Genomic DNA, 13,331 nt, shown 5'->3' on the forward strand with positions numbered 1-13,331 from the left:
TATCTCTCTATATAAATCTTAGTTATTTAATGGACCCTGATGTTAGTCCACTTATAATCCATTTTTGCGCGAACAAATAGACCACGAGCATCGGGGATAAAGCGAGCAGATACGAAGCAAAGGCTAAGTTGAAATCTGTGCTGAATTGACCTTGGAAGACATACTGTACAAGCGGAAGTGTGTATGAATCCTGATCACCGAGCAGAATCAACGGCAGCATAAAGTCGTTCCAAGTCGACAGACAAGAGAGGATACCAATTGTTGCACTGACCGGAGCAAGAAGTGGGAAAATAATCTTCCAGAACGTTCCGAATGTCGTTGCACCATCTACTGTGGCAGCTTCCTCTAGCTCATAAGGAATAGAGCGGATATAGCCAGTGTATACAAACACGTTAAAAGCCAAGCCATAAACAATGTATAGAATAATAAGACCCAAAATGTTGTTCATATGCAGATCCGTTGTCACTTTGACCACAGGCAGCATAATAATCTGGAAAGGAATAAACATTGCGCTGATAAAGTAAAAGTAGAGCGCTTTGAAGAATTTTCGGTTCATATTGCGGGCAATCGCGTAGGCTACCATGGAGTTGGTAAGCAAGATGAACACTACTGATGTTATTGTGATCGTGGCGCTATTTCCCAAGGCGTTGAAGAAATTAGTTGCCTTAATGGCATTGGCGAAATTCTCAAAATGCAGGCCAGTCGGCAGTGAAAAGATGGATTGAGCCATTTCCTCGGGATTCTTTAACGCGATAGCAATAGTCATGTACAGCGGAAAAAGGATTAGTAGTGAGCCTAGCGCGATAAGAATCGTTGCAGGCCAGTTGCTTGATTTTTTGATCATAAGTCCATCTCCCGTTTCTGCAGAAATTTAAGCTGAAGGGCGGAGATCACAACGATCACGATAAAATAAATCACGGCGTTCGCCGATTGATAGGCAAATTCTCCGCCTTGGAAGCCGCCTGTATAGATTAAGTGGGCAATGGATTGTGTTGAACGTCCAGGTCCCCCACCTGTCAAGGCTACGATTTGGTCGAATACCATTAAGCCGCCCTTCATCGCCAGCACCATGTTGATCGTGAAGAAGGAAGCAAGCATTGGAAAAGTAATGCTCCAGAATTCTCTCCAGCGGCTAGCGCCGTCCAGATTGGAGGCTTCGTAAAGATCTTGCGGAATCGTCTGTAGACCTGCCAGATAGAGAATCGTGTTATAAGCAATTCCCTGCCAGACGGCTACAATGACGATACCGATCCAGGCCCAATCGGAGTTGCCGAGAATGTTCTGCGAAAGGAATTCGCTGCCAAGCTTCTCGCCCCAGATAGGGAATACATTTGCGAACAAATAGTTGAAAATAAAGCCGACAATCAGCACGCTGAGGATATTAGGCAGGAAATATACACCGCGGAAAAAGTTTTTGGCTTTAATCTTGGCGTTAAGCCCAAGCGCAATCAACAAACTGATGATGTTGATGAGAATAGTTGTTAAGATGGCATATTTAAAAGTGAACACATATGAATTCAGCACATTTTCGTCTTGAAAAATGTTAATGAAGTTCTTAAATCCTACGTAATCAAAGCTGTCACTGAAGCCGTCCCAGTTAGTGAACGAATAATAAATACCCTGCAGTGCAGGAAAGGTGTGAAAGGCAAAGAAAAGAAGCAATGCCGGTATAGTCATTAGATAAAAGGCGACTCGGCGTTTGGCCATCATGTAATCCTCCTTGGAAAAGAGAAAGAGAAGGGGGAGTCCCGTTCTCTTTCTCGGCTCTTATTTGTCAGGTCTTGTTATTTCCGGTCAGCTACCTTATCCCATTCTTTATCAAGCTGTTTCAGGTACGCATCAACATCTTTCTTTTGCAGGAAGGCTTGATTGATGGTATCCACTTTCATTGCACTTGGGATGTAGTGGTCCGCAAAGTCGGCCAAGTTACCTGAGGTAAATGCTGCTTTGAAGCCGTCCATTGTCGGATCATCTTGTGTTACACCTTGCACAGCTGGGAATGCTTTTTGCTCGTTAATGTAGAGGCTGACATTCTCAGGCTGGAGCAGGAATTCAACGAATTTTTTAGCTTCTTCTTTATGTTTAGTGCTTTTAGAGATAGTCAACAATGTGTCTACGCCAGAAATGACCTTATTGTTAGCAGCATCATTTGTCGCTGGGAAAGGGAATACACCAAGCTCAATGGATGGATTAGCCTTCACGATTTCTGGGATCGCCCATACCCCTTGCAGATACATTGCAGATTCACCTTTTGCGAAAGCTGTGTTGCCGTCATTGTAGCCTTTTCCAAAAATATCTTTCTGACCGAACTCCGTCAGCTTAAGCAGCTTTTCAGCAATTTCGTTGAAGCTGTCTGCGAAAGTCACAGTACCTTCAGTACGCTGCTTGAAGAAATCATTGCCTTTTATGATTGTAGAGAGGGAGTTGAACGGCGTAAGGGTTGTCCAGGAATCCTTAAGGGTCAGGTAAAAAGCATTTTTACCGCTGTCCTTGAACTTTTGAGCGACGGCAATGAACTCGTCCCAAGTGGTTGGCACAGTAACGCCGGCTTCAGTGAACATCGCTTTATTGTAAATGACACCACTTGCGTTCGAAGAGAATGGAAGACCATTCAGCTCGCTAGAACCCGTCAGGTCTTTCAGCATTTGAACATAAGCAGGCTGGATACTTTCAGCAAGTGGATCACTAGAGAAGTCTTCAAACAGACCACTTCCGGATAATGTTTTGTAGGTGTCAGTGGCACCGATACCTACCACGTCAGGAATGTCTTTTTTAGCTGCACGAGTCTTCAGTACTGTTTCGGCATCTGGTGGGTTCACTTGAGTGACTACGATGTTCGGATTGGCTTCATTAAATTTCGCAACCAGCTTGTCGAAGGTGGCTTTGGCTTCGGTCTTATTTTGGAAAAACTCGATTTTCACCTTGTCACCGGAGGAGTTCCCGCCGCTAGATGTGTTGTCAGCCGCATTGTTACCACTATTGCTACCGCAGGCGCTAAGCACGGACATAGCCAGTAGACTAACCATTACGGGTTTAATTGTTTTTTTCATGATAAATCCTCCTAATAATGTGTTGGTATTATGGTGAATTTGGTAAGAGTAAACGTTTACGTTGATTGCAAATTTAAATGATATTCATGTTCTTCTAAGCGACGGGTATGCCATAAAAGAAACAGTAAACGTTTACGTAATATTGATAAAAAGACTTAGGTAAGCGATCTTACCGTTTGTCTTTCCACAATTGTGTGATCGACAATCTGGCTGTTCACAGACTCGCCTGTTTCAATCATCTGAATGAGCTTCTCCACGGCGATCTTTCCAATATCGTACAGCGGTTGGCGTACTGTTGTTAAAGGCGGAATAACCATTTTGGCTAATCCAAGATCGTCATATCCCATAATGGAGATATCCTCGGGCACGCTTAGACCATTTTTGATAACGGTGGAGAGGGCACCAATCGCCATTTCATCACTAGCAGCAAAAACGGCAGTCACATCAGGCGCTTGCTCCAAAAGAGTCTCCATAGCTATACTTCCGCTCTCATACAAAAAATCTCCGTAAGCAAGATAGCGGCTGTCAAAAGGAATGCCATTTGCTTCAAGCGCATGCTTGTAACCTTCTGCTCTTGGCGCACCAGCGATAAGATCGCTAGGGTTCCCACTAATCATGGCTATTTTGCGGTGACCTTTTGAAATTAAATAGAGGATAGCGTCAAAAGCAGCTCGATAATCATCTACTTTCACATAAGGGACCTTGGCGAATTCTGTTTGGGAAGAGACCAGTACAACGGGGATCCTCATGGTTTCTAGCACATCGTAATATTCTTTCTTAAGGACTTCACTCGAAAAAATAATGCCATCAACCTGTTTCTCTCTCAGGAGCTGCAAATACTTCAACGTTCTTTTACCGTCCTGATCGGTATTGCATACCATCACACTGTAGTTCCGTTCATTGGCCAATTCTTCAATACCTTTGAGCAGATCGGAAGAGAAGGCACCAGAAACACTAGGGAACATTACACCAATGGTCTGTGTACGCTTATTGATTAGACCCCGGGCAATCGCATTGGGTTGATAACCAATTTCTTTGATCGCCTCATTTACCTTTTGTTTCGTTTTGTCCGAATACCCACTTAAATTGTTTAGCACGCGAGAGACTGTGGCAATGGAAACGTTCGCTTTCTGTGCAACATCTTTAATCGTTGGGTTCATTCCTATGAGCTCCTTAAACTACGGTTATCCTTGAATTAAACGCTTACGCTGATGAGAGTAAGTTATGAAGGAAGAGAACGTAAACGCTTACCCCGAATATAAATGCTGGTAGGCGCTTTTGTCAACTGTACTTAAAAAATAAAAAAATGATCAAAACTACGCAAGAGCAGTAATCTTTTAATAGGAATGATACCGATGTATATACCAAAAATTTACTTAGAAATATCGGAATTGACAAAAGAATATTGGAGGTCTAACATTTAGAGAGTAAACGCTTACGTAAAATTTTAAAATATGGCATGCAAGCCCTGGTTTTAATGATTTACTCGGATAAGGAGTTGCATTTATGAATATTTATCTCGAGATTCCGGATGTAGATAAGCACTTTCCTTACCGCAGTTTACTCTGCAATGGTGATACGTTGTGTTATCCGCATTGGCATAAAGAAATTGAAATTATCTATGTTACCAAAGGAAGCCTGAATCTGGGAATTAACGATACCCCTATTCACATGGAGCAGGGCGAGGTTCAGTTTATCAATGGTGGGGATGTGCATTATTTTCTCTCTTCACCTGAGAGTGAACGGGTAGTGATTCAATTTGACCTGAATTTGTTCCAAGAAGTAGCCGCTTTGAACGGTAATGACTACTCACTTCGTGAGGTCTTTACGCTTATGGAGTATTCCAGTTCAAGATGGCCCGTGGCAACTGCCGCGAAGGTCAAAGGGCTGATTGAGAGTATTTACGAGGAAGATGTACAGCGAAGAGAAGGGTATGTTTTTCTAATCAAGGCTAGATTGTTTGAACTGCTGACCGTTATTTTACGGGAGGTGCCGAAAAGTCCGATCAAGAAACAGCCTAAGTTCTCGGAAGATACACTGAATCAATCCAGAGAAACACTGGAGAGACTAGAGCGGATTTTTATTTATGTGGAGCAGCATTATCAGGAGGCTATTTCGCTGAATGAGGTAGCTAATTATATGGGTTTTAGTCCTTATTATTTTACCAAATTGTTCAAGAAAAACACGGGCATGACCTTTATCGCGTTCTTAAATGAATACCGGCTTAACAAAGCCAAATGGATCTTGATTAATGAAGATCTGCCGATGTCTGCCGTGGCGGAAGCAGCCGGGTTTGGCAGCGTGAAGACCTTCCATCATTTTTTCAAGGAAGCAACGGGGATATCCCCGCTGAAATACCACAAGACAATATTCGGGAATAATACAGCAAGATTGCAGGAAGAAAGCCCTTCCTCAGCTTTGTATGATAGAGATATCAAAACAGGAATAAGTGGAGGTTAGACCAGAATGACTTTAACAGTAGGAATTATCGGCTGCGGAGGTATTGCGAACGGCAAGCACATGCCCGCGTTAAAAAAAGTAGAAGGTGCGCGAATGGTTGCTTTTTGTGATATCGTCGCTGAACGTGCCGAGAAGGCAAAAGCGGAGTTTGGAGATGAGCAGTCCGTAGTTTACACAGATTATAAAGAGCTTCTTAACGATGCAAGTATAGATGTGATTCATGTATGTACGCCGAACATTTCCCATGCGGAGATTTCCATTGCGGCTATGGAAGCAGGCAAACACGTAATGTGTGAGAAGCCGATGGCTAAAACCACGGCAGAAGCACAAGCGATGATCGAGGCCTCAGAGCGAACTGGGAAAAAGCTGACCATCGGTTATCAGAACCGTTTCAGACCAGATTCAGCTTATCTGCATGCGGTATGTGAGAATAATGAGCTTGGTGAGATCTATTACGCCAGAGCTAAGGCTATCCGTCGTCGCGCTGTCCCAACTTGGGGTGTGTTTTTGGATGAAGAAGCGCAAGGTGGCGGTCCGTTGATTGATATCGGCACCCATGCGCTCGATTTGACCCTGTGGATGATGGATAATTACAAACCTAAATATGTCGTGGGCAACGCTTATCATAAGCTGTCCGGTCGTAAAAATGCTGCAAATGCTTGGGGCCCGTGGGATCCTGAGAAGTTTACAGTTGAGGATTCCGCCATTGGATTCATCACTATGGAGAATGGGGCTACCATCGTCTTAGAAGCAAGCTGGGCACTGAATACACTCGATGTCGGTGAGGCCAAAACGGTACTTTGTGGGACTGAAGGCGGAGCAGATATGGAGAACGGTCTGCGCATTAACGGAGAAGCCTACGGTAAAACATTTGAAAAGCATATCGGTCTGGATGCCGGTGGCGTCGACTTTTATGATGGTGCGGGAGATGATCCTGCGATGATAGAGGCAGCTCAGTGGATTGACAGCATTGTAAATGACACCGAACCTGTAGTGAAGCCGGAGCAGGCGTTGGTTGTGACTCGCATCTTGGAGGCTATTTATAAATCCTCTGAAACTGGAATGCCTGTGTTTTTTGAATAATTAAGCAAATTCGATGGTCATAGATAAATATGAACTAGGAGTGTGTCCCAAGTGACAAGAGTAACCGTATGGAATGAATTCCGTCATGAACGGCAGGAAGAAAGAATTCTTAAGGTCTATCCGCAAGGTATTCATGGACAACTGGCCAGCTTCCTTCAAGAAGCAGGACTGGACACTCAGACAGCTACGCTGGATGAACCAGAGCACGGACTGACGCAAGAGGTATTGGATAACACGGATGTACTGATCTGGTGGGGACATATCGCCCATCATGAAGTAAGTGATGAGATTGTAAACCGTGTACATGCGCGAGTGCTGCAAGGTATGGGACTTGTAGTGCTTCATTCGGGCCATATGTCCAAAATCTTTATGAAATTAATGGGCACCAGCTGCGATCTGAAATGGCGTGAAGCTGAGGAGAAGGAGCGCCTGTGGGTCATGGACCCAAGTCACCCGATTGCTGAGGGCATTGGTGAATACATCGACTTGGAGCAAGAGGAAATGTATGGTGCGCATTTTGATGTGCCAGCACCAGAGAGTCTTGTATTTGTCGGCTGGTTCGAAGGCGGCAACGTCTTCCCAAGCGGATCGACCTACCGTAGAGGCAGCGGGAAGATCTTTTATTTCCAGCCTGGTCATGAATCTTACCCAACCTATTACAACAAGGATATTCAAAAAGTTATCATCAATGGCGTGAACTGGTGTGCCCCAACGAAACGTGACTATCCGGTTTACGGACATTCTGAAGCCTTAGAGCCTATCAAAGAAAAGGTGGTCGTATAAATGAAATTAGGCGTATTTGATCCTGTATTTGGAAGCTTGAGTCTTGACGAGATGTTAGATAAAATCGCCGCCGCAGGTTTGAATGCGGTAGAAATCGGCTCGGGTGGTAATCCCGGTAATGCTCACTGTCCGACAGATGAGCTGCTTGCCAGCGAGTCAGCACGTCAAGAATATTTGGAAAAGTTCACGAAACGTGGCATTATGATCAGTGCCTTCAGTTGCCATAATAACCCGATTTCACCAGATAAAGAAGAAGCCCGCGCTGGGGATGAAATTCTCCGTAAATCGATCAAGCTGGCTTCACTCATGGGTGTTAAGGTCGTGAACACCTTTTCGGGAACGGCTGGGGACAGCGATGAGGCAAAAGCACCGAACTGGCCAGTCACGCCTTGGCCTACCGTGTACAGCGACATCAAAACCTGGCAGTGGGAACATAAGCTGATCCCTTACTGGAAGGAAATCGGCAAGCTGGCCGAGGAGCATGGCGTTAAGATCGGCATCGAGCTGCATGGCGGCTTCCTGTGCCACACCCCTTATACGATTTTGAAGCTTAGAGAAGCAACCTGCGATGCTATCGGAGCCAATCTGGATCCGAGCCATCTGTGGTGGCAAGGTATTGATCCTGTAGGTGCTATTAAGATTCTCGGTAAAGCTGGCGCGATTCACCATTTCCATGCCAAGGATACTTACTTGGATCAGGACAACATCAATATGTATGGTTTGACCGATATGCAACCTTATGGCGATGTGCAGACCCGCGCATGGACCTTCCGCTCCGTTGGTTGTGGGCACAGCATATCTGAGTGGTCAGATATCATGAGCGCGCTGCGCACTTACGGTTATGATTACGTGGTGAGCATCGAGCATGAAGACCCTCTTATGACGGTTGACGAAGGCTTCCAACGTGCAGTAACCAATTTGCAATCCATTCTTATTCATGACCAACCTCAGGGTATGTGGTGGGTGTAAGGTCAATTTAGAAAGCCTTGATTCTCTATTAAGAGAATCAAGGCTTTTTCTGTGTGTAGTGGGGGTGGAGGGGAAAACGGAAGAGCGGAAGGGAGTAGAAATGAGCTGGCAAAGAGATAGGGAGGAGGTAGAGACGAGTAGGAGCTAATAAGAAACGAACTAGAAACTAACCCAGAAATGTACTGGGAACGAACTAGTAACTAAACCAGAAATGAAACAAGAAACGAACGAAAAACCAACTAAAAACCAACTAAAAACCAACTAAAAACCAACTAAAAACGAACTAAAAACGAACTAACTAACTAACTACCAATCAAAAATGAACTAGTTTGCTAACGGACTCAAATGCAGCTATTCGCGTGTTTTAGGTCTTTTTGAGCGAGTTTCGGACCCGAGAGACCTTATTGGTCGTGAAAAGCAAGGGATTCGAGGTGTTTAGAGCAAATAACTGCGCTGGAGTCCGATAGCATCTCAAAACAGCGGATTTGTTGCAAATAGGGTCTCTGGAGTCCGCAACTAATGTGCTTATGCGCTAGCTGATCTTCGATGGTAAAACCGTAGTTAGTTTGGGGGCTGGTGCGTTGAGCTTCGGTAGAATGGGATACGGGTAAATGTGCAGCGCAGTTAGTCTGGGACTGGAGCGGAGCGTGGTGGAGATGTGTTGGAGATGTGGTAGAGAAGTGGTGGAGATGTGGTGGAGAAGTGGTGGAGATGTGGTGGAGAAGTGGTGGAGATGTGGTGGAAAAATGGTGGAGTTTTGGTGCAGATGTGGTAGGTAACTGTGCTAACGGTAACGGGCAAATGAGCGGACGCAGTAATGAACGCAGTAATGTATGAGACGTAGGGCGGAAATGTATGAGACATAGGGCAGAAGTGTATGAGATGTAGGGCAGTAATGTATGAGACGTAGGGCAGTAATGTATGAGACATAGGGTAGAAATGATAGAGACATAGGAAAGAACAAGGTAGAACTGTGCTAAAGGACTCAGATGCAGCTATTCGCGTGTTTTAGGGTTTTTTGAGCGAGTTTCGGACCCGAGAGACACTATTGGTCGTGAAGAGCAAGGAATTCGAGGGTATTTGAGCAAATAACTGCGCTGGAGTCCGATAGCATCTCAAAACAGCGAAATAGATGCAAATAGGGTCTCTGGAGTCCGATAGCATCCCAAAACAGCGAAAAAGTTGCAAATAGGGTCTCTGGAGTCCGCAACTTATGTGTTTATGCGTTAGCTGATCTTTGCGTATCCAAAGGTCGGCTTTTTGTCGTGCATTCACTGGTTACAGTATTGCAATCTCTGCGTCAAGCGGGAGGGGACGAGTTGAAAAGAATAGGTACAGGCTGGTACGCAACATATTTGAAATGATTTCGTCTTTATATAACGGAGGTGGAGCAAGATGAATTTATGCTTTTCGGGAGGCCGGTTTCAAACTTTTTTACAGCGGAACATTAAACTGATGCTTGTATTTGGGCTTTTGTTCGCTGCTTGCTTTACAGGAGTTGGAAGGGTGGAAGCTGCTGGCTCAGATCTGATCATCGTGAACAAAAAAACAAACAAACTCGCGTATTTCAGTGACGGCAAGCTGGTGAAGACTTTTCCGGTTGCCACAGGGAAGTCGAAGGAACTGACGCCAGAAGGTAGCTTCAAAATGGTGGTTAAAGTAAAAAACAGACCCTACTACAAAGAGAAAATTCCCGGTGGGGATCCGGCCAATCCGCTTGGCGACCGCTGGCTGGGGCTGGAAGTGAACGGGACCTATGGCACGACGTATGCGATTCACGGCAATAATAATGAGTCATCGATAGGGAAGTATGTTAGCGCTGGTTGTATTCGAATGCATAATGATGATATTCATTGGCTGTATCCAAAAGTAGCCAAGAATACTCGAGTTATCATTACAACGAGCACACTGGCTATGGAGAATATTGCAACTAAAAACGGGTATTCTGTAGGAAGCAATAAGTTTGCGGGGACTTTTGAGATCAATGGGACGACAACAAAGCTGAAGGATCCTTTTATATTGGAAAATTCCCGTGTGTTTGTTCCGCTGAGAGAATCCGTGGCCTTACTGGGTGGAACTTTGCAGAGTGAAGCGGGGACAGGTGCACTGCTAATTACGATCGGCAATCGTACGGTGACACATAAGCCATTATCCAATAAGGCTATTGTGAATGGAAAATCCATTACGATTTTACCGTCACGCAATGAAAATAACCGATTACTAATTCCGCTGAGTATCTTGCCTGATTTATTTGCTGTTCAGGTGCAGTGGAATGCGCAGACTCAGGTGGTAAAGATTAAGTTATAATTGTTCTTGACCTTTTATTTCTGATTTAAATTGTTATATACTGTACTTATTCTAAAAATACGGACAATTACGGAGGGCCACCGACTGATGAATAACTAACACGTTTCCTGAAACAGACCATAAAGTTTGTGAAGTGCATATGCACAAGTCACGGAGCACCCGCGCAGGGTGATAACGGTCAGGGATACGTGTGTCGGTCGGGGGCCTTACGATGCTTTTATATGGATAGTTCTATCTATTGTGTTGGTTTACTCTGCATCCAGCAGGTGATCACGGCCGTAGTCTATCCATGTCTGGGCACATTCCCCCTTCATACGCTATTCGACCGCAGACCGCTGGCTGCGGTTTTTTATTTGCAATGAAATCGGAGGAATGAAAGATGACTGTAATTAAAGCGAAGAATTTACGTAAGGAATGGAACGGGATCCCTTTATTTAAGGAGGTATCCTTTGAGATAGCAGAAGGAGAGCGCGTGCTTTTATTTGGACGAAATGGGATTGGCAAAACCACACTGCTTAAGGGGCTGATCGGTCGGCTTACTTTTGAAGAGGGAAGTATCTATCATGGCCTGTCATCTGAAGAATGGGGTGTGCTCGATCAACAGCTTGAGGTACCAGGGGAAGTAACCGCATTGGACTACGTTCTTTCAGGGTCAGCGCAGCTGCCTGAATTAAAACGCCAGCTGGAAGCCCTCAGTCAGAGATTGCAGGAGCAGAAAGCTGATAACGAAGCTGAGTTGGCTGAATATGCAGAGGTGTACGATCGTTACTTGCAGCTTGATGGATATGGCTGGGAGGTCAAAGCGGAAAAAAGTCTAAAGCAGCTCAAGCTTGAACATGCAGTCTGGGAATTGCCATACGCCTCACTTAGTGGAGGGCAAAAGACACGGGTGCAATTAGCAGCATTATTAGCCCGGCAGCCCAAGCTATTGATTCTGGATGAACCGACCAATCACATAGATGGAGAAACGATGGAGTGGTTGGAGCATTGGGTGTGCAACTACCCTGGAACCGTGTTTTATGTATCACATGATCGAACATTTATTGATCGAACTGCGACGTCTGTGCTGGAGCTTAGTCCAGAGGGATGCCGGCGTTATTCGGGTGGATATACACAGTACCGGGAGCAGAAGACTATAGAGCTGAGGACATTGGAGGGACAATATAAAAAGCAGGAGCAGGAAAAGGAGAAGCTGCTGGAGAGCATTAGGCGGTATGCAGAATGGTTCCAGCAAGCGCATCGTGCTGCCGGACAAAACGATTTCCTGCGTTCGAAATCCAAGAAAAATGTGTCTCGTTTTCATGCCAAGGAAGCTGCGCTGGAACGGTTAAATAAGAACCGTGTAGAATTGCCCCGCGAGACTGGCAAGCTGAAGATGAAGCTGGAAAGCGAAGAGTTTCTGGCAGATTCTTTACTGACACTCCGTGAGATAGAGTTTGCCTATAAGGGGAGTGCGCCTTTTCTTAGGAATTTCAGCTTGTCGCTAAACCGGGGAGACCGATTGTCTATTCTGGGTCCTAATGGTGTTGGAAAGTCTACGCTGCTGAAATTAATTGCAGGGATCAATAAGCCTACACAAGGTGAAGTACGGCTGCATCCACGGACGACAATCGGTTATTTTGCACAAGAGCTAGATAACTTAGAGATGAACTCTACGATTCTGGATAGCTTGCTTGAACTGCCGGGAATGACCCAGACGGAGGCGCGGACAATTCTGGGTTGCTTTTTATTTACGCGGGACGATGTATTTAAACGGATTGGGGATTTGAGTCTGGGGGAGAAATGCCGTGTGGCTTTCCTCAAGTTGTATTTTGGAAAAGCGAATTTATTGGTCTTAGATGAACCCACTAATTATCTGGACATTGACACTAGGGAACGTGTAGAAGAGGCACTGATGGTGTATCCCGGTGGACTAGTGATGGTCTCTCATGACCGTTATCTTCACTCTAAAGTGGCTAATCGCTTGGTGATATTAGAGCCGTCTCAGGCACCAAAGTTTTTTCAAGGAACGTATGCTGAATACTTCGCAAAAGACAGAACCCGTCTGCTTACTGGTATAGAACAGGCTCGGGAGGATGACCTTGCCCTTCTGCAGCTGCGTCTGAATCAGTTGATTCAGAGTAGCAGTGTGGATTCTGAGGCGGAAAATGCAGCGCTAGTGGCAGAAATCGTTAATTTGCAGCGACAAATACAGGAACTAAGGGGCGAGGGGAAACCCGCATCCTCCTAAGCTGATAAAAAACACAACCTTGCTCAGGATGAATTTATCTTGAACAGGTTGTGTTTTTAGATAGGAGACGTAAGGTGTAAGGTGTATAATTTGGAGGAATGTGGATTTTTTGGCGATAAAGAAACCTTGAGAGGATGGTTGCAGAATTGCTGAAATTGGGCTCTTTTATATTGGAATTACTTCGATTATGTATATTGCTTGTGCTGACTTTATTAGTTTTGGGTTGGGCAGAAAGATTGATCTATCAATTGATATTTGGTCAGCCCGTGTATAACTGGAGTATGGGATTCGGGAATTTATTGTTATTTTTTATGCTGTACCGGAATCATTTTCAGTTTAAAGGCTGGTATAAATCAGAGAAGAACCAAAAGCTAACGCTCCTCACCACAAGAATAATCACCGTAATTTCCATAGGACTAATAATCCTGCCGCTAGGGCTGAGCTGAGCT

The 13,331-nt window shown here is 45.0% G+C and carries 12 protein-coding genes; 8 read left to right on the forward strand and 4 right to left on the reverse strand.

The window, feature by feature from the left end:
* Positions 1-22: 22 nt before the first annotated feature.
* From PODO_RS05125 to PODO_RS05140, 4 genes are all read right to left on the reverse strand, one after another.
* On the reverse strand, positions 23-844 hold the full coding sequence (locus PODO_RS05125; protein ID WP_172628781.1) for a carbohydrate ABC transporter permease: 822 nt from the start codon (positions 842-844) through the stop codon (positions 23-25).
* A complete protein-coding gene (locus PODO_RS05130; RefSeq protein ID WP_038568998.1) occupies positions 841-1,707 on the reverse strand; it encodes a carbohydrate ABC transporter permease in 867 nt (288 codons plus the stop codon). The genes PODO_RS05125 and PODO_RS05130 overlap by 4 nt, the downstream gene beginning before the upstream one ends.
* 77 nt (positions 1,708-1,784) lie before the next feature.
* Positions 1,785-3,050: an ABC transporter substrate-binding protein gene (locus tag PODO_RS05135; protein ID WP_038569000.1), complete on the reverse strand. Its 1,266-nt coding sequence runs from the start codon at positions 3,048-3,050 to the stop codon at positions 1,785-1,787.
* A 155-nt stretch (positions 3,051-3,205) separates the two neighbouring features.
* Entirely contained in the window at positions 3,206-4,210 is a 1,005-nt protein-coding gene (locus tag PODO_RS05140) for a LacI family DNA-binding transcriptional regulator (RefSeq protein ID WP_038569002.1), read from the reverse strand.
* 346 nt (positions 4,211-4,556) lie between these two features.
* Here PODO_RS05140 and PODO_RS05145 point away from each other — a divergent pair, with 346 nt between their 5' ends.
* The 8 genes from PODO_RS05145 to PODO_RS05175 all read left to right on the forward strand — a co-directional run bounded on the left by PODO_RS05145 (position 4,557) and on the right by PODO_RS05175 (position 13,328).
* Positions 4,557-5,510, forward strand: a complete 954-nt coding sequence (locus PODO_RS05145; protein ID WP_052096809.1) for an AraC family transcriptional regulator — start codon at positions 4,557-4,559, stop codon at positions 5,508-5,510.
* Positions 5,511-5,516: 6 nt separating this feature from the next.
* The gene (locus tag PODO_RS05150) at positions 5,517-6,593 is read left to right on the forward strand and encodes a Gfo/Idh/MocA family protein (protein WP_038569004.1); all 1,077 of its coding nucleotides are present in this window, start codon (positions 5,517-5,519) and stop codon (positions 6,591-6,593) included.
* Positions 6,594-6,644: 51 nt separating this feature from the next.
* The gene (locus tag PODO_RS05155) at positions 6,645-7,376 is read left to right on the forward strand and encodes a ThuA domain-containing protein (RefSeq protein WP_038569006.1); all 732 of its coding nucleotides are present in this window, start codon (positions 6,645-6,647) and stop codon (positions 7,374-7,376) included.
* On the forward strand, positions 7,377-8,345 hold the full coding sequence (locus tag PODO_RS05160) for a sugar phosphate isomerase/epimerase family protein (RefSeq protein ID WP_036680409.1): 969 nt from the start codon (positions 7,377-7,379) through the stop codon (positions 8,343-8,345).
* A 669-nt stretch (positions 8,346-9,014) separates the two neighbouring features.
* On the forward strand, positions 9,015-9,182 hold the full coding sequence (locus PODO_RS30915; RefSeq protein ID WP_155288089.1) for a hypothetical protein: 168 nt from the start codon (positions 9,015-9,017) through the stop codon (positions 9,180-9,182).
* Positions 9,183-9,740: 558 nt separating this feature from the next.
* Positions 9,741-10,652 (forward strand): L,D-transpeptidase family protein, encoded by a 912-nt coding sequence (locus PODO_RS32125; protein ID WP_052096810.1) that lies wholly within the window; start codon positions 9,741-9,743, stop codon positions 10,650-10,652.
* Positions 10,653-11,031: 379 nt separating this feature from the next.
* A complete protein-coding gene (gene abc-f / locus PODO_RS05170; RefSeq protein ID WP_038569008.1) occupies positions 11,032-12,882 on the forward strand; it encodes a ribosomal protection-like ABC-F family protein in 1,851 nt (616 codons plus the stop codon).
* 146 nt (positions 12,883-13,028) lie between these two features.
* A complete protein-coding gene (locus PODO_RS05175; protein WP_155288090.1) occupies positions 13,029-13,328 on the forward strand; it encodes a hypothetical protein in 300 nt (99 codons plus the stop codon).
* The last annotated feature ends 3 nt before the right edge of the window (positions 13,329-13,331 follow it).

Source organism: Paenibacillus odorifer (assembly GCF_000758725.1).
Taxonomy (GTDB): domain Bacteria; phylum Bacillota; class Bacilli; order Paenibacillales; family Paenibacillaceae; genus Paenibacillus_AQ; species Paenibacillus_AQ odorifer.